A 21,854-nucleotide genomic window follows, 5' to 3' on the forward strand; every position below is an offset into this window, starting at 1 on the left:
GCACCGTTGCAGTACTAGGAGGAGAACCCCGCACTCGTTGCTGGGGAGCCGGTCGATGCCCTCATGGACTGCCGAGAAGTGGAGGCGGTATTGGCTCTATTGGGAGAACCGACATGCGGACCAGGGGGACTCGGCGGCGCAATCTCACGCCATTTGCTGTGCTATGTCTTTGGGCCTGGGTCAGTCAAAGATCGCTTGCAGAGGTCGGAGCTCGCGTTTCTGGCCTTCGGCACGGGGCACACGCCGGTCATGGACCAGTCCCAGGCACCGGTGCTCGAAGCCCTCGCGGCGTTCCATGCCAACCCGCTTACGTGCTTCACGCCGCCAGGTCACAAACAGGGCCGCGGGACCGACCCGCGCGTGCTGGCCACGCTCGGCACCGACGTGTTCCGGGCGGACGTGCTTGCCACCGGAGGCTTGGATGACCGCACGGACTCCCGCCACATCCTTCAGCACGCCCAGACCCTGATGGCGGAGGCCGTCGGGGCAGAGCACACGTTCTTCTCCACCTGCGGCAGCTCCCTCTCGGTGAAAGCCGCGATGCTTTCGGTCGCCGGGCCGCACGAGGAAATCCTGGTGGGCCGTGATGCACACAAGTCCGTGATCGCCGGCCTCGTCCTCGCCGGCATCCGCCCGGTCTGGGTCGAACCGCAGTGGGACGTGCGGCTCCACCTGGCACACCCGCCATCCGCGGAGTCCTTCGCCGTCATGCTCGACCGCCATCCGGACGCACGCGGGGCGCTGGTCACCTCACCCACCCCGTACGGGACGTGCGCCGACCTGCTGGCCATCGCCGAGGTCTGCCACGCAGCCGGGAAGCCGCTGATCGTGGACGAGGCGTGGGGCGCCCACCTGCCTTTCCATCCGAACCTGCCGACCTGGGCGATGGACGCGGGCGCGGACGTCTGCGTCACCTCCGTCCACAAGATGGGCTCCGCCCTCGAACAGAGCTCGGTCTTCCACCTCCAAGGCGACCTGGTGGACCCGGCCGTCCTCAAGCAGCGCGAGGACCTGCTGGGCACCACCAGCCCCTCCGCCCTGATCTACGCGGCCCTGGACGGCTGGCGGCGCCAGATGGTCCAGCACGGCCGCACGCTCTACGACCACGCTCTCGACCTCGCCGCCGGTGTCCGCGAGCGTATCGAGGCGCTGGAGGGCCTGCACGTCCACGGCCGCGCGGACTTCTGCGCACCCGGCCTCGCCGCCGATCTCGACCCGCTCCAGGTCATCGTCGACATCTCCGAACTGGGCACCAGCGGATACCGCGCCGGGGACTGGCTGCGCTCCCACCACCAGATCACGCTCCACGTGTGCGACCACCGGCGCATCAGCGCCCAGCTCACCCACGCCGACGACTCCACGACCGCAGACACCCTGCTGCGGGGGCTGGCCGAACTGGTCCAGGCCGCGCCCGGCTTCCCGGCCGACCCGCCGGTACTGGTGCCCGACCCGCCGCAGCTTCGCCTGGAGCAGGCGATGCTGCCGCGCGACGCGTTCTTCGGCCCCACCGAGCAGGTCCCCATCGACGAGGCCCCGGGCCGCGTCGCGGCCGAGATGCTCACCCCTTACCCGCCCGGCATCCCGGCCGCCCTGCCCGGCGAGCGTCTCAACGAGGACGTCATCGACTACCTGCGCACCGGGCACGACGCCGGAATGCTCATCCCCGACTCCGCCGACCCCGACTTGCGCAGCGTGCGGGTCGTCGCCCGCGACGACGCGGCGTGAGGAGATCAGCCGTCGGCGCGCAGGCGCGCGAGGACCGTGTCGATGTCGAGGTGATCGCCTTCCGATCCTGCGGGTACCAGGGTGAAGGCGTCCGCGAGGAAGCCGGCCACGGCGCCCTGCGGGGCGCTGAGCACAGCGTGGCCGTCCGGTCCGTGGAGGCTGATCAGGACTTCGCCGGCGGGGCCGGGCCGGACTCTGACGTCTCCGCTGCCGGCCGGGGCGTGGCGGCCCTCGTTCAGCAGGTCGCGGCCGAAGTACCAGCACAGCTCAGACATCCCATGGCGTAGGGATGTCAAGCGGCGGTGGTGAGGGTTGCATGGTGTGACCACGCGGTGGCCTCGTCGTAGAGGGTGCGGGTCTTGAGGCATCCGTGGAGGATGCCGACGAGACGGTTGCCGAGCTGGCGCAGGGCGGGGTTGTAGCCGGCGTCGCGGGCGCGCTGTTTGTCGTGGTAGCGGCGGGCGCCGGGCGAGGTGCTGATGGCGGAGAACGCCTGCTTGTGCAGGGCGTCGGCGAGGCGGTGGTTTCGTGCGTGGCGGGAGTGGACGGCGTGGGTCCTGCCGGAGGCTCGGGTGATCGGGCTGGTGCCGGCGTAGTTCTTGCGGGCCTTGGCGGTGTCGTAGCGGGTCGGGTCGTCTCCGAACTCGGCGAGCACCCGGGCGCCGGTGATCTCGCCGATGCCGGGCATCGACAGGTAGATCTCAGCGTCCGGGTGCGCGCGAAAATGCGCGCTCACCTGCTCTTCCAGCATCTGTATCTGCTCGTTCAGGGCGAGCATCAGGTTCGCGTGGGCGGTGGCCGCCGCGGCGTAGGCGGCGGCGACCGGAGCCGCGACACCGAGCTGGGGCTCGCGCAGTGTGGCCTGGATCGCGGCGGCCCGCTGGTCCCGGTTGCGTCGGCGCTGACGGGCCAGCGCGGCGGTGATCTGGGTCTTCGTCAGCTTCGCCGCCTGGTCCGGGGTGGGCGCCTTGAGCAGCAGTTCCAGGGCGTCGCCACTGGTGAGCTCCAGACTCGCGTAGGCGTTCAGTGCGCCGGGGAAGTACTCGCGGAGCGTGTTGCGAAGCCGCTGGAAGGCGCGGGTGCGTTCCCAGATCAGGGTCTGGTGGGCGCGGGCGACGACCTTGATGGCCTCGGCCTGGTCGCTGTCGCCGGCGACGGGCCGCAGCTGAGCTCCGTCGATGCGGACCATGTCCGCCAGCGCGTGCGCGTCGCCCTTGTCGCTCTTGGCCCCCGAGGTGCCGTACCGCTCCTTGAACCGGGCCGCCTGGCGGGGGTTGACCGCATAGACGCGGTAGCCGGCGGCGATCAGGGCCTGCACCCACGGGCCCCGGTCGGTCTCGATGCAGACCGTCACCCGCCCGGGCTCCAGGTCCTCGCCGCCGTGGCGGGCGATGAGGGCGTGCAGCTTCGCGATGCCCTCGGCGCCCTCCGACAGCCGTGCGCTCGCCAGCTTTCGGCCCGTCTCGTTCTGCAGCTCCACGTCGTGGTGGTCTTCGGCCCAGTCGTCGCCGACGAACAGCACTGGTCTTCCCCAGTTCTCTTGGCTTCGGGTGGTACGCAGCCAGCGGAAGGCACGGCTCGCGTTCTAATGGATCAAGTGCTCACGCCCAACCTGCCTGGCGGGCACGCCATCCCATCAGCAGTCAGGCCCCCCGGCCGACCAGCAGGGGCACGGTCTGACCTCAGAGCTCACGATGGCTCCGAACAGAGAAGTGCTCACCTGCTGGCGGCTACGGGCCGTAGTCTCTCCTACTGCCCGACGGCGCCCATTAGAACCGATCGCGCAGCCGAGCGAGGCGGGCGCGAACACCAGGCAGGCCGCGTAGGGGAGTTCGGCGTCGAAGCGCAACTCGGCTTCGACCGGGGTGTCGGGCATCAGGCTGTCGGGGAACGTGACGGGCAGTCGGCGGACGGCGGACTTCAGTAATCCGATCACCTTCCTGAGGTGCGCCGACCCGGGCCGGGCGACGCTGCCAGCACCGCCTACCCCGGCATCTGTCCGCCAGTCACACCCGCGGGACTCTGCACAACTCCGTTGCCTTCGGGGCACGCTGGTCGTCGGATGTCCTCAGGACTGCTGGAAAGCAGCCCACGTGAGCGCTTCTGCGCCCTGCGCCAGGTTGTCGCGCGGACTGACACGGGTAAGTACTCGTCAGGCAGATCCGACAGGAGCCGCGGGCGAGTGGATCGCGCGGACCAGGGAGTGCTGCCATGCTCGGCTGATCACACCTCGCGCAAGGAGGGAGTCTGCTGATGCTTGCACTGTCCGCGCTGGAGCGGCGTCCGACCAGGTCATGGTGAGGGGCTGGGTGATCGGGGTCCTCGGTGAACCGGGCGGCGCGCTGAGGCTCCTGGTGATGCTCGGTGACGGCCGGAGGCTGGTGGCCGGGGAGCTGACGGACCAGGAGCATGCCGTCGGCGCCCAGGTCGCAGGGCGGTTGCGGGAGCCGCATCCGGGCCGCTCCGTGGTGCGTTGGCTGCAACCGGTGCTCGCCGTCCTCGTCGAGCTGGAGGCCGGCCAGGTGCGCCGGACTGCCTTGCCTGCAGCGGACGGCTGAGTATCCGCCCCTGCTTCTTCTGCTCCTCTGCCCGAGGGCGGCGCGCGGGTCACATGGGCGCGGCGATGCGCTCCAAGGCGGGGGAGTCGGGGCCCGGAACGGCAGTCGAAGGTCCGGCGGTGAGCCGGGCGAGGTCGTCGACCACGTCGGTCAGCGACTGGCGGCGGGAGAACACGGCCCGTTGCCGGTCGGCGCCGGTGCCGCCGGTCAGCCGAGCGTGCACAAGCACCCGGGCGGCCTCCAGGTCGCCCGCCGCGGCCAGGGCAGGAGCAGTGAGGTCGAACAGGTCGGCCACCAGGCGGCGCATGGGCAGGCGGTGCCCGGTGAACGGGTGGGTCCCGGTCGCGGCGAGGCCGCCGACCGCGGCTTGGCGATGGGCCTCGCGCAGGACCACCGTCGCCATGCGGGGCGGCGGGCTGCCGGCGCGGTGGTCGGCGAGGAAGGTGCCGGCCAGGGCGCGCAGCAGCATGGCCAGGAGGAGCGGGGTGTCGGGGTCCGCGTTGGTGTCGGCGATCCGCACCTCCAGGGTGGGGAGGTGCTCGGACGGCCGGGCATACCAGTAGAGCATCTTGCGGTCGAGGATCACCTGATCGGCGGTCAGCCGCCGCACGGTCCGCTCGTACCCTTCCGCGTCCAGGACCGGGGCGGGTCCGCAGGTGGGCCACGCCAGGTAGCGGCCGGCCCGGCTGCTCGCGGCACCGCGGTCGTGCCCCTCGCAGAACGGCGAGTTGACGCACAGCGCCTGGAGAACGGGCAGCCACGGGCGCAGGTGGGCGCTGACCGCCAGGGCGTCGGCGCGGCTGAGGTCACCCAGATGGACGTGCAGGCCGCAGATCTCACCGCCCACCTGGTCGGCCGCGCCGTCCACGTGAGCTGCGACCCGCCGGTAGCGATCCGTGGGAGTGAGCGCCAGCGGGTGGTCGCTGGCCACGACCGCGGTGCCGCTGGCCACCAGCAGACACCCGGCGCTCCCGGCCGCCTCGGCCATGACCCGGCGCGCACCCAGCAGCTCCGACCGCAGGCCCGCGGCGGTCGTCACGGGGCGCGTGCACGCCTCGACCTGGGTCGCCAGGAACTCGCGCTGCGCCCGGGGCCCCAAGGCGCGGGCGGCGTACGGCACCACGAGGTGAGCGCGGGGCACGGTCCGCCGCGTCACCGGGTCGACCAACAGGAACTCCTCCTCGACCCCGAACTTGAGGGCCTCCTCACGGCCGGTCATCTCCGGCGCCCCGTGACCGTGGCCGGCGGCTGGTGCCGGGCAGCATTGCGTTGGCAGAAGTCCTGAATCATGAGGCGACGCTCCCTTGTCGCCCTGCGTATGTCCCGCCCGAGCGGGCGGAAACGACGGAGGTGCTGCTCGTCGCTGACCGGGCTACCCGTGTGCAGGGCGACGCCCGGGGCAGACGCGGGCCATGGTGAAAATCGGATACACGATGATGACCGAGCAGCGCGGCCCGAGGGACCTGGTCGCGGACGTGGTGCGGGCGGAGCAGGCCGGGTTCGACTTCTCGGTGATCTCCGACCACTCCTTCCCCTGGCTGGACGAGCAGGGCCACGCCCCGTATGCGTGGGCGGTGCTCGGCGCCGCGGCGCAGGCCACCTCCCGCATCCCGCTCATGACCTATGTGACCTGCCCGACCTTCCGCTACCACCCGGTGGTGGTGGCGCAGAAGGCGGCCACGGTGCAGTTGCTCTCCCAGGGCCGCTTCCGGCTCGGTCTGGGTAGCGGCGAGAACCTCAACGAGCACGTCGTCGGCCGCGGCTGGCCTGCGGTGGCGGTGCGCCAGGCGATGCTCGACGAGGCCGTGCAGATCATCCGTGAGCTGTTCGACGGCGGGTATGTCAGCCGCAAGGGCCGGTACTTCGACGTCGAGGGTGCCCGGCTGTGGGATCTTCCCGACCAGCCACCACCGATCGGCATCGCCGTCTCGGGGCCGGACTCCTGCGAACTGGCGGGCTGGCTGGCGGACCTGGTGATCGCCGTGGAGCCGGACCCGGAGCTGGTCGGGGGCTTCGCGCAGCACGGCGGTGCCAGGAAGCCGGCGGTGGGCCAGCTGCCGGTGTGCTGGGGCACCGACCGGGACGCGGCCGTGCGACGGGCCCACGAGCAGTTCCGCTGGTTCGGCGGAGGCTGGAAGGTCAACGCCGAGCTGCCCGGCACGGCGGGCTTTGCCGCAGCGAGTCGCTTCGTCCGCCTTGAGGACGTGGCCGAGGCCATCCCCTGCGGTGACCGGGTCGAGGATTTCGTCGAAGCGGTCCGGCCGTTCGCCGACGCCGGGTTCGGCGAGGTCGCCCTTGTCCAGATCGGTGGCGACAGCCAGCCCGCGTTCCTCGACTGGGCCGAGACCACCCTGCTGCCCGCGCTGCGAGAAGCTTTGTGAACCCGCCCCACTCCCGTACAAGATGCCCGTTCCGTCCCTCCCCGCTCGCCGACACGGCGACCAGCGACACCCATGCTTGGCTTCCGGTACCGGTTCACCCGGTCGCCGACGTGCCACCGGGCACAGCCCGGCCGGTCCGCCGCTGGGCTGGCCCGTCCAGCGGCGGGCTCCGCTCCGCGGACGTAGGTTGCGGGCATGACCAGTGACGAGACGGCGGTCCCGGCCGTGGGGGTGCGCCGGCTGGACGAGGTGTTCGACGCGGTCGAGGCCGCGAACCGGAGCCCGCAGCCGTGGACCGCTTTCGACCACGGTGTCCTGGGCGCCTACCGGTGGGCCGTCGGGACTCAGGTCGCGGCACCGGTCACCGCCAGTGCCGCACTCGGCGCCGCCGGGCCCTGCCGGGCCCAGCTGCTGGCCGAATGCCAGGCCGCTGCGGTCAGCCTGCGCGAGGCCCTGGCCGCAGGCGCCGACAGTAGGGGCGCCCTGGGCGCCTACCAGGCGCTGGCGTGGCTGTGTGGCCACCACGACGACCGCCCCTGACCGGCCAACGGTGGAGGCTCTGATGGCGAACGACGGCTCCGCAGGCCGGCACGAGACCCCGCAGGAGCGGGCCGACCGCATGTGGGCCGACATGCTCCAGGAGGTGCGCGTGTGCCAGACCGGCGCGCAGATCCTGTTCGGCTTCCTCATCGGTGTCGCCTTCACCCCCCGCTTCGCCGCCCTGCCCGGCTTCGACAAGAACCTCTACACCGCCACCGTGATCCTCGGCGCCCTCGCCACCGGCGCCCTCATAGCCCCCGTGGCCTTCCACCGCCTCCTCGCCGGGCACGGTATGAAACCCGAGCTCATCCACGTCGCCGGCCACCTCATCACCACCGGGCTCATCACCCTCGCCCTGACCATCGCCGCCGCCCTCCTGCTCCTCCTGCGGACGGCGACCGGCAACCCGGCCGCCGCGTGGATCATCAGCGGCGCCGTCCTGCTGTGGTTCACCACCACGTGGCTCGTCCTGCCGCAGGTCGTACTGCGGCGCACCGCCGCGCGCCAGGCAGCCCCACGCGAGAACCCTCGCGCTGGAAGCGACGGCCAGCCGTCGTCCTGACACCCCGGACCGTGCGGACCTGCGCCGGGCCCGAGCGCCTGTGATCTGTGCCCGGTGGTCAATCACCTGCACCGATGTCCTGAGGCTGCCATCGGAGTGGCCGGCGGGTTGACTGCGCCGGGGCTCGCTCGGACCGGGGATACCCGTGCTGAAGTGCGGGCCGGACACGGTCGGTGCGCGAGCGGGGGTCGGGACAGCAGGCAGGCACCGCGCTTCCGGGATCCCGCGAAGCTCCCCGTGACCACGGCCGCTCGCCGCGGCGCGTACGAGGTGGAGGGAGGAAAATCGCGCGACGATGGTGGCAGGACAGGACCGGGACGCGGGGGACGCGGCGGGAGACGAGGGAGATGGATGACCGGATCGGCTTGGCCGAGCTGCTGGCCGCAGCCGAAAGCGCGGCACCGGTGGCTTCGTTGGACATGGTCGCGCAGAACCTGCGGGAGCGGTTCGGCGCCCGGGACGTGACGTTCCTGTTCGTCGACGTGGTGGGGCGGCAGGTGGTGCGGATCAGCGAGGAGGACGGCCCGCAGCAAGGCCGCCATGCCGAGCAGATCCCCCTGGCGGGCAGCATCTACGACAGGGTCCTGCGCAGCCAGCACCTCGTGCAGGCGGAAGACTCCGAGCGCGGGCAGCGCCTGGTGGCACCCGTCACCAACCGCGGCGACACCATCGGCGTCCTGGAGCTGTTCCTCACTGAGGTCACCCCCGACGTGCTGGAACAGATCGAGGAAGCCGCGCACGCGCTGGCGTACATCGTCGTCACCGACCGCCGCTTCACCGACCTCTACCACTGGAGCCAGCGCACGGCCCCGATCAGCCTCGCCGCCGAGATCCAGCGCCAGCTCCTGCCCACCGCCCCCTCCTGCGAGGCAGCGCAGTTCGCCCTGGCCTGCGCCTTGGTGCCGACCAACGCCATCGCCGGGGACACCTACGACTACAGCCTCGACCGCGGCACCCTGCACCTGGCCATCACCGACGCGATGGGCCACGACGTCAGCGCCTCCCTGATGGCCACCCTGCTGGTCAACGCCTCCCGCGGCGCCCGCCGCGCCGGAACCGACCTCGCCGAACAGGCCCGCCGCACCAACCAGGCCCTCCTCGACCACGGCCACCACACCCTGGCCACCGGCCAGCTCCTGCGCATCGCCCTCGACGGAGGTGGCGCCCAGCTTGTCAACGCCGGCCACCCCTGGCCGCTGCGCCTGCGCAAGGGCATGGTCGAGGAGGTCACGCTGGCGGTCGACCTGCCCTTCGGCGTCCACGGGCCCGGCCCCTGGCACGTGCAGGACCTGGACCTGCAACCGGGCGACCGGCTGCTCCTGTACACGGACGGTACGCAGGACCGGCAGGCGCACTCGGTCGACCTTCCCGACGTGATCCGCAACACCGCCGCCGATCACCCCCGCGAAGTGGTCCGCACCACGGTCCAGGCAGTCAACGACGCGTGCGTCGGACACCCTCAGGACGACGCCACGATCGTCTGCCTCGACTGGTACGGGCCCTGAGGCTCGCCCCTGCGACAGGACGCCCGGTGTTTAGCGGCGGGATCGCACTGCCCGGTCCGGCCGAGCCGTCGGTGCCTTAGGGCAGCGGGGTGCCGCCGGTGGCGTTGAGGATCTCGCCGGTGATGTACGACGCCTCTGGCGAGGCGAGGAACACGAAGGCGGGGGCCATCTCGGCGGGTTGGGCGGGGCGGCCGAGCGGCGACTGCTCGCCGAAGTGTGCGACCTTCTCCTCGTCCATGGTCGCGGGGATCAGCGGTGTCCACACCGGCCCTGGCGCTACGGCGTTGACCCGGATCCCGTCGGGGGCGAGCTGCTGGGCCAGGCCCTGGGTGAACGCGACGATCGCCGCCTTCGTCATCGCGTAGTCCAGCAGGTGCGGGCTCGGCTTGTACGCCTGCACCGAGGCGGTGTTGATGATCGACGCCCCGGGACGCAGGCTGGGCAAGGCGGCCTTGGTGAGCCAGAACATGCCGAAGAGGTTGGTGCGCATGACCCGGTCGAACTGGGCGGTGGTGATCGCGGTGAGCCCGTCGGGCTGGGACATCTGGTAGGCGGCGTTGTTGACGAGGATGTCCAGGCCGCCGAGGTCGGTGAGGCATTGGTCGGGGAGCCGGGTGCAGAAGCCCTCGTCCCGCAGGTCCCCGGCGATGGGCAGGGGCCGCTGGCCGGCCTGTGCGATCAGGGCGGCGGTGGTGTCGGCATCGGCCCGTTCCTCGGGCAGGTGGCAGAACGCGATGTCGGCGCCCTCGCGGGCGAACGCGAGGGCAACCGCTCGCCCGATCCCGGAGTCGCCGCCGGTGATCAGCGCGACCTTGCCCGTCAGGCGGCCCGAGCCGCGGTAGGAGGCTTCGCCGTGGTCCGGCCGCGGTTGCATCTGCTCGCCGCTGCCGGGGTGCGGCAGGCTCTGCTCGGGAAGCGGAGGGCGCGGGTACTGCTGGGCTGGATTCTGCTGGGTGTTCTGGTCCGCACGGGTCACCACGTCGTCCTCCTCGCCAGCGGACGCGTGCCACTGTCATGGCCTGGCGCTTCCCGCCGTACCCGCCGAGTCTGCCCGTCCCGCCGCGGCACCGCGTTGTGCACCGCGGGCCCGGGGCGCCCCGCTCACCCGATTGGGGCCGCACGGGATCACCAGTGTGGCGGCGGTGTCGATCGCGGCCCGGCGCGCGGGTCACGCCGCTTCGGCGCCCTCCACGAGCAACCGCTCCAGGAGCCGGCAGCGGTGAAGGGCGGCGACGGGTTCCAGGAAGTCGGGGTGGCGCAGCAGGGCGGTGGCCTGGGCTTGATCCAGACGGTCAGGCGGGGTGGCCCGGTTCGATGCCCCGGGCCTGCCGGTAGGTCATCGGCCGGGCGGCCGGGCCGCGGCCGACCGCCACCGGGGCGAGGAGGAAGCCGACGTGGTCCCCGCCCTCCAGGCGGTGCAGGACCTTGCCGACGAACCAGGCGGGTGCGTCGCGCAGCAGTACCGTGTCGGCGGGGCCGCAAGTCCATTCGGCCAGGGCGAACTTGTCGGTGGTGTCCCCGGTGCGGCCGCCGAAGAGCTCGGCCAGGGCGTGGTCGGGCGGCAGCAGGTGGACGGCCAGGTGCTCGGCCGCCAGAGCGACGCGGTAGGTGCGGTTGGCGGTGGAGAGCCACACGACGAACCGTGGCGGGTCGATCGAGCACTGGCTTGCGAAGCCGACCAGACAGCCGGCCCGCCCGGCAGGGGTCGTGGCCGTCACGATGTAGAGCGGGTAGTCGAGCAGGTCCGTGAAGGCGTCGAACCCGTCGCCCTGCTCCGCCGATGTGGACCGCCTTCCGTCCATGTGCCCACACTCCGATCCGCAGCCGGTCGGGCCGCCACGCCGTCGCGCGGTCAGCGTGCTCCTGCCGCCGCACCCCACTCTGCCACCGAGGAGTGAGCGGCGGGTCTTGCCGCCGCGGTCGTCCGAGCCGGTCCCGATCGGATGGCGCACGGCCCTTACCCCCGGGCCGCGCGCCACCGCGCCGCAGGCGTCCGGTCGCGCCGGTCGGGCCTGGGCGGAGGTGATGACGCCTTGTGTCGGTTCGCGGAAGACGGGTACACGCGGTGTCGCAGCGCCCTGTGGCTGCTTGCCCGGGCACGTCTCCCGGGCACCGGGAATTTGTCGGAAAGGGAGCCTCCCATGCTCGCTCTTGTTCTCGTTCTGTTGCTCGCGCTGGTCCTGGGCGGTCTGGGATTCGCCGTCCACGTGCTGTGGTGGGTGGCGCTGGTGGTCCTGGCGCTGTGGCTGCTCGGCTTCGTCTTCCGCGGGGCGGCGGAGGGCGGGCGCAGCCGCTGGTACCGGTGGTAGCCCGTGCCGGTCACAACCGTGCCGGTCATCCAGGCCGGGGGGCGGAGGTCTGGTTGTGACCGTGTTCCTGGCACTGACGGTGATCGCCATCCTCCTGGGACTGGTAGGCGTCGCCGTCCACGGAGTGCTCTATCTGCTGTTCATCGGCATTGTCGTGTTCGTGGCCGGCCTGGCCCATCTCGGGCTGGCCGCCGCGCGCGGGCGTTCTGCCCGCTGAGGGCACCGCTCCGTCTGGTTACAGCGACCGGCGGAGCGGCCGGCCCGGTCAGGAGTCGTTCCCCACGCGCGGGGTAGACGCTCCGCCACCCCACAGAGGAGGGATCATGCCCGCGGGTTCGAACAAGAAGCGTGAACGCCAGTACGAGCACATCAAGGACAGTGAGCTGAAGAGCGGGAAGAGCCCCGAGCGGGCCAAGGAGATCGCGGCGCGGACCGTGAACAAGGAACGGGCCCGGCACGGCGAGTCGAAGACCGCCAGCCGCTCCTCCACCCACGACATGTCCTCCTCCCGGCGCGGAGGCCAGCGCTCTCACTCCGGCTCCCAGGGACCCACCAAGGAGCAGCTGTACAACGAGGCGAAGCAGCGCAACATCCACGGCCGCTCGACGATGAACAAGCAGGAACTCGCCAGCGCCCTGGGCCACTGACCGCACGGCGCGCCGGTGACCGGCGTGGCGCCTGCGTGCTGCGGGGCTGCCCACAGCCGCCCCCCAAACACGGAAGGACGATGCAATGAGCACGGACGGCACGGCTGCCCACCACGAGCACGACGACCCCCGTGGCGAAGACGACGGCACTGTCCGGGAGCGGTGCGAGCAGGAGCGGAACACCACGACTCCCACTCCCGAGGAAGCCCGAGCCAGGGCCGCGGACGACCACGAGGACGGGGAGGAGGCCGAGCCGCCCGCCGCCGACACCCAGGCCCCCTGACCGGCGGCGCCCGCCGGCCGGACGCGTCGAGACCCACGGATCGAGGTTTGTGATGGACGCGATCGTTCTGCTCAAGGACGACCACAAGACGGTGGAGAAGCTGTTCAAGGAGTTCGAGAAGGCCGATGACGGCGCCCACGCGGACAAGCGCCGCATCGCCGACCAGGTCATCGAAGAGCTGACCGTGCACGCCGTGATCGAGGAGACGGTGTTCTACCCCGCTGCCCGCGAGGCCGCCCCGGACACCACCGACCACGTGCTGGAGAGCGTCGAGGAGCACCACGTCGTGGTGTGGATGCTCTCCGAACTCGCCGCCATGGACCCGGAGGACGAGCGGTTCGACGCCAAGATGACCGTGCTGATCGAGAACGTGCGCCACCACGTCGAGGAGGAGGAGAAGGACTGGTTCCCCCAGGTGCGCAAGGCCATGGGCCGCAACCGCCTCGTGGAACTCGGCGAGCAGCTCGAAGAGGCCAAGAAGACCGCCACCCGCGACCCGCTGAAGGTCCCCAGCGCCGACGAGTAAGAGGGCGTTGCCCCGACCTGGGGGCGACGGAAGGAGTGACGGCCGTGGACCGCATCACCGACCCCTGGGGCGTGAGAACCCCGTACGCACCCGGTGATCCCTGGCCGGCCCGTGTGGACCTACAGCTGGCCGACGGCCTCACCGAGGCGGACGTGCAGCGGTGGGTGCCCTCCGCGTCGCTGCTCCACTCCAACGGCGACGCCATGGACATCGCGGTGCGCGACGGCCGGATCGTCGGCGTCCGAGGCCGCACAGGCGACCGGGTCAACCGCGGGCGGCTCGACATCAAGGACCTGTTCGGCTGGCAGGCCAACGCCTCGCCCGACCGCCTGACGGCGCCGCAGATCCGCCGTGACGGCAGGCTGGTGGACACGGACTGGGACACGGCCCTGGACGCCATCGCCCGTCGGTGCCGGTCCGCCCTGGATGGGGGCGGGCCGGGCGCGGTCGGCTTCTACACCTCCGGGCAGCTGTTCCTGGAGGAGTACTACACGCTCACCGTGCTCGCCCGGGCCGGCATCGGCACCAACCACCTCGACGGCAACACCCGGCTGTGCACCGCCACCGCGGGCGAGGCGCTCAAGGAGTCTTTCGGCTGCGACGGCCAGCCCGGCAGCTACGAGGACATCGACCACGCCGACGTGATCGCGCTGTGGGGCCACAACGTCGCCGAGTGCCAGCCCGTGCTCTGGATGCGCATCCTCGACCGCCTCCACGGCGCCGACCCGCCCGCGCTGCTCGTCCTCGACCCCCGCCCCACAGCGACCGCCCGCGAAGCGGCCCTGCACCTGGCACCGCGCCCGGGCACCAACCTCGCCCTCCTGAACGCCCTGCTGCGCGAGATCATCGTCACCGGCCTCGTCGACACCCGCTACGTCGAGGCGCACGCGGTCGGCTACCGGGACCTGGTGGCGCGCGTAGCGCCCTGCATCCCGGAGTGGGCGGCCGGCATCTGCGGCTTGAGCGTCCGCGAGATCCGCCGTGCCGCCGAGCTGCTCGCGGGCACCGACCGGCTCGTGTCCACCGTGCTGCAAGGCGTCTACCAGTCCCATCAGGCCACCGCCGCGGCGGTGCAGATCAACAACCTGCACCTGCTGCGCGGACAGCTCGGGCGTCCCGGCGCCGGCGTGCTCCAGATGAACGGTCAGCCCACCGCCCAGAACACCCGCGAGTGCGGCGCCAACGGAGACTTGCCGGGCTTCCGGAACTGGGCGAACCCGCGCCACGTCGCCGAACTCGCCGGCCTGTGGAACATCGACCCCGCCGTCCTGGACCACGGCGGGCCGCCCACCCACGCGCTGGAGCTGTTCCGCCTCGCCGAGACCGGCGAGCTGACGTTCCTGTGGATCAGTGCGACCAACCCGGCCGTGTCCCTGCCCGACCTCGCCCGCATCCGCCGCGTCCTCGCCCGTCCTGGCCTGTTCACCGTCGTGCAGGACATCTTCCCGACCGAGACCACCGAGTTCGCCGACGTGGTGCTCCCCGCCGCGACCTGGGGCGAGAAGACCGGAACCTTCACCAACGCCGACCGCACCGTCCACCTCTCCGAACAGGCCGTCGACCCGCCCGGCCAGGCGAGGCCAGACCTCGACATCTTCCTCGACTTCGCCCGCCGCATGGACCTGCGCGACCGCACCGGGCAGCCGCTGATCACCTGGAACGGTCCCGAGCAGGCGTTCGCCGCCTGGCAGCGGTGCAGCGCCGGCCGCCCGTGCGCCTACACCGGCCTCAGCTACCGGCTGCTGCGCGACCACGGCGGAACCCAGTGGCCCGCCACGCCCGAACGACCCGCCGGCACCTCGCGGCTGTACGCCGATGGCGACTTCCCGGCCCACCCGGACGTGTGCGAGACGTACGGCCGCGACCTCAATACGGGCGAGCCCGCCACCGAAGCCCAGTACCGCGCCCTGAACCCGCACGGCAAGGCCGTCCTGCGGGGCGCCGACTACCAGCCGGCGCCCGAACCCCCGGACGAGCGGCACCCGCTGTGGCCGACCACCGGCCGCACCATCTACCACTTCCACACCCGCACCAAGACCGGCCGCGTTCCCGAGCTCCAGCGCGCCGCCCCCGAGGTCTGGGTCGAATGCTCGCGCGCTGACGCCGACCGGTACGGCCTCGCCGACGGGCAGATGGCCGCCGTCGCCACCGCCCGCGGCACCGTCGCCGCGCGGGTCCGGATCACCGGCATCCGCGAGGGCCTGCTCTTCCTGCCGTTTCACTACGGCTACTGGGACCAGGAACCCGATCTCGCAGACGGCCCCGCCCGCCACGACCGGGCGGCGAACGAACTCATCCCCACCCGCCTCGACCCCGCCTCCAAGCAACCGGTCTTCAAGACCGCCACCGCCAGCATCGCCCCCCTCGAACAGCACGACTGAACCTGGCGCGAGCTCCTGCCGGTCAGGGTGCCGGGCACAGAGGGCTCGGGAGGAGGCGCAGGGCCTCGGCCACGCGCTGCCGGCGTCCAGCCGGCAGGCGCAGGGAGACGGCCCGTGCCGGGCGCGAGCCGCTCACAGGACGGTTCCCGTGCCGGAGTCCGGCCGCCGGGTCGCGCGGCGGTGCCCGAGTACGGCGGCGCTGACCGCCTGGTGCCAGCCGTTTAGCGTGCGTGCCTGCTCGGCGGCCCGCTCGGCAAGCCGTTCCAGCTGGACCCGGTCCAGGCGCTCGTCGCTGTCGGCGATGGCGTGCAGTGCCCGCCACAGCGCGGCCTTACCCTCGACGCCGGTGCGCAGCGCCTCCAGTTCGATCAGGTCGCTGAGCGGTGCGCGGCGGACCACGGTCCCGTTGGGCTTAAGCCGGCCCAGCCGTTCACCGGCGAGGCCGAGCCAGGTCCGGTAGCGCCGGACGGGTACGCCGAGCCGGTTCATGATCCGTACGAGGTCGTCGCGGTCCTGCTCGATGTCGCGGGCCAGCTGCCACAGGTCGCTCGCGCGGCGGCTGCCGGGATGGGTGCGGGCCATGCGCTCGGCGAGGGCGGCGCCGCCGAACGCGCCGGTCAGGTGGTCGTTCAGGTAGATGTGCAGGGGCTCGGCCAACGGCTGTGGGGACATCACGAATCCTTCGGTGCGACGACCAACTGGGACGCCGGGTGGATGCGGCGCCCCTCGGCCGGGGGCGGTACGGACACGGTGCTGGTCACTTCATCGTCCTGCGAGCGGCCGCGCCGTGCTCGCGCACGCACCCCGAGGGCGGCAGCGGTCCGTGTCTACGGCTGGAACAGCACCTTCACGGCGCCGTCCTGCTTGGCCTGGAACATCCGGTAGGCGTCCGGGGCCTCGGCGATCGGGACGTGGTGGGTGGCGAACTGCTCGGCTCCGAGCGGGTCGCCGTCGGCGAGCAGCGGCAGCAGGTCGGGCATCCAGCGCAGGACGTTGGCCTGGCCCATCCGGACGGTGAGCTGCTTGTCGAACATGGTCAGCAGCGGCATCGGGTCGGTCATGCCGCCGTAGACGCCGGACAGCGAGATCGTGCCGCCGCGGCGCACCATGTCGACGGCCAGGTGCAGGGCGTGGAGGCGGTCCAGGCCGACGCGGGTCATCAGGCGGGCGGCCAAGGCGTCGGGCAGCAGCGAGGTCATGCGCTGCGCGGCGGTGGCAGCGGGGGAGCCGTGGGCCTCCATGCCGACCGCGTCGATCACCGCGCAGGGGCCCCGGCCGCCGGTCAGCTCACGGGCCGCCGCGACCACCCCGCTGCCGAGCCGGGCCAGGTCGAGCACCTCGACCCCGCGCTGCTCGGCCCGCTCCAGCCGTTCGGGCACCAGGTCCACCCCGATCACGGTGCCGGCGCCCCGGTGGGCGGCGATGCGGGTGCACATGTCGCCGATCGGGCCGAGGCCGAGCACCGCGAGGCTGCCGCCTGGCGGGATGTCGGCGTACTCGACGGCCTGCCAGGCGGTGGGCAGGACGTCGGTGAGCAGCACGAACCGGTCGTCGGGCGGTCCGTGCGGGACGACGACCGGCAGGGTGTTGCCGAACGGCACCCGCAGCAGCTCGGCCTGCCCGCCGGGGACCTGCCCGTAGAGCTTGGTGTAGCCGAACAGGGCCGCGCCGGTGCCGTAGGGGTGGACCTGGGTGGTCTCGCACTGGGACTGGAGCCCTTGGACGCACATGAAGCAGGTGCCGCAGGAGATGTTGAACGGGACGATGACCCGGTCGCCAGGGGTGAGGGCGTGGACGCCGGGCCCGGTCTCGCGGACGATGCCCATGGCCTCGTGGCCGAGGATGTCGCCTTCGTCCAGGAATGCGCCGAGGACCTCGTACAGGTGCAGGTCGGAGCCGCACAGGCCGGTGGTGGTGACCTCGACCAGGATGTCGGTGGGTTGCTCGATCCGCGGGTCGGGCACGCTGCGGACCTCGACGGTGCGGCGCCCCTGCCAGGTGACTGCCTTCATCGGTTCCTCCTCGGAGACTGGGGCGGTGGACGGACGTTCAACGCCACTGGGCGGACGGTTCGTTGTTTCGGTGCCCGGCGCGCTCGCCGAGCACGGTCAAGCGGTGGAGGAAGCCGCCGCGCCGGTGGCTGCGGGCCGCCTCTGCCCCGGAGCGGCGGGGTTCGGGGGTGTCGCCGGCCGGGGGCAGCAGCCGGGAAGCCATGGCGAGGGCCCGGCCGGTGGTGGCAGGCGCCAAGCCGTGGACCAGCATTGCGGCCTTCGCCAGTGGCGTGAGCACCAGTTCGCGGCGGCCCTGTTCGACGGCGTCGGCGATCCGCCGGGCGGCCCGCCGCGCGTCGATCGAGACCAGCGGCAGCGAGGCGCCGGTGGCGAACCAGGCGTACTCCCGGCCCGGCCGCCCGGCGAACTCGGCGCCGTTCTGCGAGCCGGTCCGCATCAGGCCGGGCACCACGGTGGTGACCCGGACGCCGGTGGTCGCCAGTTCGGCGGCCAAGCCCTCCGAGAGGCCGACGGCCGCGAACTTGGCCGTGGAGTAGGGCAGGAGGTGGGGGACAGCGATCCGCCCGCCGACCGAGCCGATGGTGGCGATCGACCCGGACCCCCGGGCGAGCATCCCGGGCAGGACGGCCTGGACCAGCCGCAATGGTGCGAGGGCCATCAGCTCGTAGGCGTCCCGGAAGTCCTCCTCACCGAGCGCGGACAGCGGGCCGACCTGGATCGAGCCGGCGTTGTTGACCAGCAGGTCGACATCGGCCCCGAAGTGGAGGCGCACCCCGTCAAGTAGCTTGGCGGGGGCGTCGGCGGAGGTCAGGTCGCAGCTGGTGGCCGCGACCGCCCCGGGCAGTCCGCGCAGCTTGGCCAGGGCCCGTGCGAGGGCGAGTTCGTCGCGTCCGCAGAGCATTACGCGGCAGCCGCGCGAGGCGAGTTCGCCGGCGATCAGGAGGCCGAGACCTCGTGAGGAGCCGGTCACCAGGGCGATCCGTCCGGCGGTCGGGGTTCGCTTCGACATTGCCCTCATCTCGCTCTCCAATCATCCCGGGCGGGATCCGGCGCGTTACCGGCCCGGCTGACGACGGCGCGCACTCTCAGGTGTCCGCCGACGGGTGTTCCGCGTGGTCACGGTTGCGGTGGCTGGTGTCGCAGAAGGGGTAGCGGCGGCTGCGGCGGCAGGTGCACAGCTCGGTCACCGGGCGGTCGGCCCGGATGCTCCGCCCGTCGGGGAGCACGATCTCCACCGGTCCGTCGACCAGCACCGGACCGCTGCCGGTCAGCCGCAGCCGGGGAACGGCCTGTTCGTCACGGCCGGACACCGCGCACCACCACCAAGGTCTCCTCGTGCTGACCGCGCGCGATCAGACCACGGTCCTCGAACCAGTGGGTCCGCTCGGACATGACCGGCCCGAACGGCTGGGTCCGAGTCGCCGTCACACCGGCCCGCAGCCCGGTTCGGTGCAGCGCGGCGACGGTGGCCGCCGGGTCCGCCAGGGAGGACTGCACCACCAGCAGCACGCCGCCGGCGGTCAACAGCCGGGGCGCCTGCGAGCAGATCCGGTCCAGCAGCAGCCGCCCCGTGGGCCCGGCGTCCCAGGCCCGGGCGATGCCGCGCCGAGGGAGCCGGCTGCGGGCCGAGGGGACGTAGGGCGGGTTGGAGACGATGAAATCGAAGCGGCGACGCGTGACCGGCGAGGTCAGATCCCCCCGCCGGAGCGTGACGCGCAGGTGACGCAGCCGGGCGTTCGCCCAGGCGGTGGCCAGCGCCAGCCGGGACAGGTCCACGGCGGTCACCGCGGCGCCCAGTTCGGCGCCGGCCAGCGCGACCGCCCCGCTGCCGGTGCCGAGGTCCAGAAGCGTTGATCCCGGTGGTGGTTGCTCGTCGCGCAGTGCCTCGATCAGGAGCGAGGTGTCGCCCTGAGCGGGATAGACGCCGGGAGGTTGTAGGAGAAGCATGGTGGGCGCCTGCCCAGTTCATCCGTCTTGACCCATGAGCCTCAGATCCGCGCTACCCGCACGGGCAGTTCGGCCAGGGGCGCCCTCAGGGAGCTGCGGCCGCGCTGCCAGCAAGTGAGCAGGTGAGTTCCGAACCGGCCCTCCACGGCGCCGGTGGCGGCGATTCCGAAGGCGATGTCGGGGCCGAGCGAGGGGTCGTCCCTGACCAGCGGCGTGATGACGGTGCGCCGGACGAGCTGTTCGTGGACGGCGTCGGCCAGCACGTGCTCGCGGTAGAACAGGGTGCCCGCAGGGGAGGCGCCCAGGCGTTCGAGCGCGGCGGCGAGGCGGGCGGCGCCGGGCGGGGAGGTGATCTCCACCGTCGCGAACTGGCCGACGAGCGCGCCGCGCAGCGAGCGGTGCAGACCGAACAGCGACATCAGGTTGACCACTGCCAGCGTGGGCGCGGGGACGGCGTCGAGGTAGTGCCCGTAGCCCGGGTCCAAGCCGAGGTCGGCCATCATCTCGGCGAACAGCTGGGCGTGGGCCCGCTCGGGGCGGCCGGCGCCGTACTCGTCGTACTGCACCGTGACCAGAGCGGCCTTGGCAGGGTGGGGCAGCCGCGGCACCACCCACATCTGCGGGTCCGCCTCCTTCAGGTGGTAGAGCGAGCGGTGCACCAAATACTCGCGCGCCTGCCAGCGCTCCCCGCGGTCGAGCAGGTGGTGGGACGGGCCGGTTCCGCCCGTGTCGTCGGCCAGCAGACCGGCCAGGGCCCGGGCCAGCGGCCGCGGATCGCCGGTCTCCCGCCGGACAGCGGTGAGAAAGGTGCGCTCCAGCGCGGACCGCAGGGCCAACTGCGCCGGGTGCCACTCCCACTCGGGGTCGACCTCGGCGAAGCCCTGGTAGTGCAATTCGTAGCAGACGTAGAGCGCCAGCTGGACGTCTTCGCCCCACGGGTCGCCGACCGGCGGGCGCCCGATCCGGGCCGTCGGGCTGGGGGTGGTACGCAGGGCGGGGAAGAGCTCGGCGCAGACCGGGCCACGAGGGTGCGGCAGAACTGGCGCCAGGCCGTCGGGCGCGTTCACGCCGACCTCCGGGGCGCCGGGTGGAGCTCCAGGGCGCAGCACTTCGGTCCGCCGCCGGCCTTCAGCAGCTCGGGCAGGTGCACGCCGACGGGCGCGAAGCCGTCCGCGCGGAGCTGGGCGGCGAGATCGTGGGCGGCGTCCGTCAGCAGGACATGGCGGCCGTCACTGATCGCGTTCAGCCCGAGGACGGACGCGTCGTGGTCGGAGGCCAGGATCGCCCTGGGGAAGAGCGCGCGCAGAGTGCGGTCGCTCTCGTGGGTGAAGGCCGCGGGGTAGTACATGATCTGGTCCTCGCTCAGCACGGCCAGTGCGGTGTCGAGGTGGTAGTAGCGCGGATCGGTCAGCCGCAGGCTGACGACGCGCCAGCCGAACGCCAGCTCGGCCTCACGGTGGGCGGCCGCACTGGTCCGCAGACCCGAGCCCGCCAGGACCCTGCCGCCGACCGGCAGGAAGTCGCCTTGGCCCTCGTTCGGCAGCTGAGCGACCAGAGGCCGGAACCCCGCCCGGCGAAACCAGACGCGGTGCGCCGCCGCCTCCGGCGCCCGTTCGGGGTGCCGGAACCGGGCGACCAGGACACGGCCGTCCACCACCGAGGCGCCGTTGGCGGCGAACACCATGTCGGGAAGCCGTGGCCGTGGAGCGATGGTCTCGACCCGGTGGCCCAGCTCCCGAAGTGTGGCCTGGAGCGTCTGCCACTGCCGTAGAGCGGCACCGGTGTCGACCGGGCGACTCGGGTCCATCCACGGATTGATCGCATACTCGACGGTGAAGTAGGTCGGCGGGCAGAGCAGGTAGCGTCGGCGGGTTGCGGTCCGCGTCGGGGCGGTGGTGGTCATCAGCTGCTCCTGAGCGGTTCGGGGAGCCACGGGTTGGTGGGGCGGCCGGGCGGCAGGGCTTCGGTCACCGTGTCGGCCCGGTACCCCTGCCCGTGAGGGCCGGCCGCACGGCTCCGCGGCACGGATGCCACCGGACCTCGAAATCCCCGCCTGCTCCGCACTCGCGCCTACCCAGCGCGCCGGTCCCCAGACGCGTCCGGGCCGGGGCTTCTCAGGGCACGCTGCGCGGCGGTTGCCCGCGGCAGCAGCAGCGGCGCCGTGCGCGGTGCCACGCCCGCCGGTCACTCTCGCAGGGGTTTCCCGGAGGGGAGGCCGGGTAGCCGAGAGCACCTACCAGGAAGTCCGGTTCGGGCTTTCGAGAACCTCCGGAGGTGGCCCCCATGGACGCGCGCGAAGGCGGCGGCCCGGGCCGAGCCGTCCGCATACCCGAGCAGGCCGAGCACCGCGAGGCCGAACCCCGCCCGGCGCCCGTTGAGCCGGTCGAGAAGCGCTGGGAGCAGGACGATGCGGAACGCTACGCCGTCCTCGGCGAAGACTGACCACGCCGGACAGATGCCGGGCCGGCTCGCCCGGCG

The 21,854-nt window shown here is 72.4% G+C and carries 25 protein-coding genes; 13 read left to right on the forward strand and 12 right to left on the reverse strand.

Annotated elements, in window-relative coordinates; translation table 11 throughout:
- Nucleotides 1-249: 249 nt before the first annotated feature.
- Entirely contained in the window at nt 250-1,725 is a 1,476-nt protein-coding gene (locus ACFVSN_RS35900; RefSeq protein ID WP_387600344.1) for an aminotransferase class I/II-fold pyridoxal phosphate-dependent enzyme, read from the forward strand.
- A gap of 5 nt (nt 1,726-1,730) precedes the next feature.
- Here the strand turns inward: ACFVSN_RS35900 and ACFVSN_RS35905 are convergent, their stop codons facing one another.
- Together ACFVSN_RS35905 and ACFVSN_RS35910 are read right to left on the reverse strand one after the other, a co-directional pair.
- Nucleotides 1,731-2,000, reverse strand: coding sequence for an SsgA family sporulation/cell division regulator (locus tag ACFVSN_RS35905; protein ID WP_387600341.1), 270 nt, complete (start codon nt 1,998-2,000; stop codon nt 1,731-1,733).
- Nucleotides 2,001-2,017: 17 nt separating this feature from the next.
- Nucleotides 2,018-3,247: an IS110 family transposase gene (locus tag ACFVSN_RS35910; RefSeq protein WP_387600338.1), complete on the reverse strand. Its 1,230-nt coding sequence runs from the start codon at nt 3,245-3,247 to the stop codon at nt 2,018-2,020.
- Between the two features lie 787 nt (nt 3,248-4,034).
- On the opposite strand from ACFVSN_RS35910, the gene ACFVSN_RS35915 reads away from it, so the two are divergent.
- Complete coding sequence (locus ACFVSN_RS35915; protein ID WP_387600335.1) at nt 4,035-4,283, forward strand: hypothetical protein; 249 nt, start codon at nt 4,035-4,037, stop codon at nt 4,281-4,283.
- Nucleotides 4,284-4,332: 49 nt separating this feature from the next.
- Here the strand turns inward: ACFVSN_RS35915 and ACFVSN_RS35920 are convergent, their stop codons facing one another.
- Complete coding sequence (locus tag ACFVSN_RS35920) at nt 4,333-5,502, reverse strand: YbdK family carboxylate-amine ligase (protein WP_387600332.1); 1,170 nt, start codon at nt 5,500-5,502, stop codon at nt 4,333-4,335.
- A 193-nt stretch (nt 5,503-5,695) separates the two neighbouring features.
- On the opposite strand from ACFVSN_RS35920, the gene ACFVSN_RS35925 reads away from it, so the two are divergent.
- The 4 genes from ACFVSN_RS35925 (at nt 5,696) to ACFVSN_RS35940 (ending at nt 9,271) form a co-directional block, all read left to right on the forward strand.
- On the forward strand, nt 5,696-6,664 hold the full coding sequence (locus ACFVSN_RS35925) for an LLM class F420-dependent oxidoreductase (RefSeq protein ID WP_387600329.1): 969 nt from the start codon (nt 5,696-5,698) through the stop codon (nt 6,662-6,664).
- A 195-nt stretch (nt 6,665-6,859) separates the two neighbouring features.
- A complete protein-coding gene (locus tag ACFVSN_RS35930; RefSeq protein ID WP_387600326.1) occupies nt 6,860-7,204 on the forward strand; it encodes a hypothetical protein in 345 nt (114 codons plus the stop codon).
- Nucleotides 7,205-7,226: 22 nt separating this feature from the next.
- Nucleotides 7,227-7,766 (forward strand): DUF6328 family protein, encoded by a 540-nt coding sequence (locus ACFVSN_RS35935; protein WP_387600323.1) that lies wholly within the window; start codon nt 7,227-7,229, stop codon nt 7,764-7,766.
- A gap of 347 nt (nt 7,767-8,113) precedes the next feature.
- A complete protein-coding gene (locus tag ACFVSN_RS35940) occupies nt 8,114-9,271 on the forward strand; it encodes a PP2C family protein-serine/threonine phosphatase (RefSeq protein ID WP_387597311.1) in 1,158 nt (385 codons plus the stop codon).
- Nucleotides 9,272-9,347: 76 nt separating this feature from the next.
- On the opposite strand, the gene ACFVSN_RS35945 is transcribed toward ACFVSN_RS35940, so the two are convergent.
- Together ACFVSN_RS35945 and ACFVSN_RS35950 are read right to left on the reverse strand one after the other, a co-directional pair.
- Complete coding sequence (locus tag ACFVSN_RS35945) at nt 9,348-10,247, reverse strand: SDR family oxidoreductase (protein WP_387597473.1); 900 nt, start codon at nt 10,245-10,247, stop codon at nt 9,348-9,350.
- A gap of 316 nt (nt 10,248-10,563) precedes the next feature.
- Nucleotides 10,564-11,073 carry a flavin reductase family protein gene (locus ACFVSN_RS35950; RefSeq protein WP_387597314.1) on the reverse strand — a complete coding sequence of 170 codons (510 nt, stop codon included), beginning with the start codon at nt 11,071-11,073 and terminating at the stop codon, nt 10,564-10,566.
- A gap of 339 nt (nt 11,074-11,412) precedes the next feature.
- On the opposite strand from ACFVSN_RS35950, the gene ACFVSN_RS35955 reads away from it, so the two are divergent.
- The 6 genes from ACFVSN_RS35955 (at nt 11,413) to ACFVSN_RS35980 (ending at nt 15,417) form a co-directional block, all read left to right on the forward strand.
- On the forward strand, nt 11,413-11,580 hold the full coding sequence (locus ACFVSN_RS35955) for a hydrophobic protein (RefSeq protein ID WP_387597317.1): 168 nt from the start codon (nt 11,413-11,415) through the stop codon (nt 11,578-11,580).
- 55 nt (nt 11,581-11,635) lie between these two features.
- Complete coding sequence (locus ACFVSN_RS35960; RefSeq protein ID WP_387597320.1) at nt 11,636-11,797, forward strand: hypothetical protein; 162 nt, start codon at nt 11,636-11,638, stop codon at nt 11,795-11,797.
- A 106-nt stretch (nt 11,798-11,903) separates the two neighbouring features.
- Nucleotides 11,904-12,227 carry a plasmid stabilization protein gene (locus tag ACFVSN_RS35965; RefSeq protein ID WP_387597321.1) on the forward strand — a complete coding sequence of 108 codons (324 nt, stop codon included), beginning with the start codon at nt 11,904-11,906 and terminating at the stop codon, nt 12,225-12,227.
- Nucleotides 12,228-12,312: 85 nt separating this feature from the next.
- Nucleotides 12,313-12,510 (forward strand): hypothetical protein, encoded by a 198-nt coding sequence (locus tag ACFVSN_RS35970; protein WP_387597324.1) that lies wholly within the window; start codon nt 12,313-12,315, stop codon nt 12,508-12,510.
- A 52-nt stretch (nt 12,511-12,562) separates the two neighbouring features.
- The gene (locus ACFVSN_RS35975) at nt 12,563-13,036 is read left to right on the forward strand and encodes a hemerythrin domain-containing protein (protein WP_387597326.1); all 474 of its coding nucleotides are present in this window, start codon (nt 12,563-12,565) and stop codon (nt 13,034-13,036) included.
- Nucleotides 13,037-13,071: 35 nt separating this feature from the next.
- A complete protein-coding gene (locus ACFVSN_RS35980) occupies nt 13,072-15,417 on the forward strand; it encodes a molybdopterin oxidoreductase family protein (protein ID WP_387597329.1) in 2,346 nt (781 codons plus the stop codon).
- Nucleotides 15,418-15,549: 132 nt separating this feature from the next.
- On the opposite strand, the gene ACFVSN_RS35985 is transcribed toward ACFVSN_RS35980, so the two are convergent.
- From ACFVSN_RS35985 to ddaH, 7 genes are all read right to left on the reverse strand, one after another.
- Complete coding sequence (locus ACFVSN_RS35985) at nt 15,550-16,089, reverse strand: hypothetical protein (RefSeq protein WP_387597332.1); 540 nt, start codon at nt 16,087-16,089, stop codon at nt 15,550-15,552.
- A gap of 155 nt (nt 16,090-16,244) precedes the next feature.
- Entirely contained in the window at nt 16,245-17,429 is a 1,185-nt protein-coding gene (locus ACFVSN_RS35990; RefSeq protein ID WP_387597335.1) for an alcohol dehydrogenase catalytic domain-containing protein, read from the reverse strand.
- Nucleotides 17,430-17,466: 37 nt separating this feature from the next.
- On the reverse strand, nt 17,467-18,438 hold the full coding sequence (locus ACFVSN_RS35995; RefSeq protein WP_387597338.1) for an SDR family NAD(P)-dependent oxidoreductase: 972 nt from the start codon (nt 18,436-18,438) through the stop codon (nt 17,467-17,469).
- Between the two features lie 76 nt (nt 18,439-18,514).
- Nucleotides 18,515-18,739 (reverse strand): CDGSH iron-sulfur domain-containing protein, encoded by a 225-nt coding sequence (locus ACFVSN_RS36000; RefSeq protein ID WP_387597341.1) that lies wholly within the window; start codon nt 18,737-18,739, stop codon nt 18,515-18,517.
- On the reverse strand, nt 18,726-19,376 hold the full coding sequence (locus tag ACFVSN_RS36005; protein WP_387597343.1) for a HemK2/MTQ2 family protein methyltransferase: 651 nt from the start codon (nt 19,374-19,376) through the stop codon (nt 18,726-18,728). Before ACFVSN_RS36005 ends, ACFVSN_RS36000 begins: the two co-directional genes overlap by 14 nt.
- 41 nt (nt 19,377-19,417) lie before the next feature.
- Nucleotides 19,418-20,443, reverse strand: a complete 1,026-nt coding sequence (locus ACFVSN_RS36010) for an iron-containing redox enzyme family protein (RefSeq protein WP_387597346.1) — start codon at nt 20,441-20,443, stop codon at nt 19,418-19,420.
- A complete protein-coding gene (gene ddaH, locus ACFVSN_RS36015; protein WP_387597349.1) occupies nt 20,440-21,279 on the reverse strand; it encodes a dimethylargininase in 840 nt (279 codons plus the stop codon). Before ddaH ends, ACFVSN_RS36010 begins: the two co-directional genes overlap by 4 nt.
- 380 nt (nt 21,280-21,659) lie before the next feature.
- Between ddaH and ACFVSN_RS36020 the strand changes: the two genes are divergently transcribed.
- Nucleotides 21,660-21,818: a hypothetical protein gene (locus ACFVSN_RS36020; protein ID WP_387597352.1), complete on the forward strand. Its 159-nt coding sequence runs from the start codon at nt 21,660-21,662 to the stop codon at nt 21,816-21,818.
- Nucleotides 21,819-21,854 lie beyond the last annotated feature (36 nt).

The organism is Kitasatospora sp. NPDC057904 (genome assembly GCF_042887925.1).
GTDB lineage: Bacteria > Actinomycetota > Actinomycetes > Streptomycetales > Streptomycetaceae > Kitasatospora.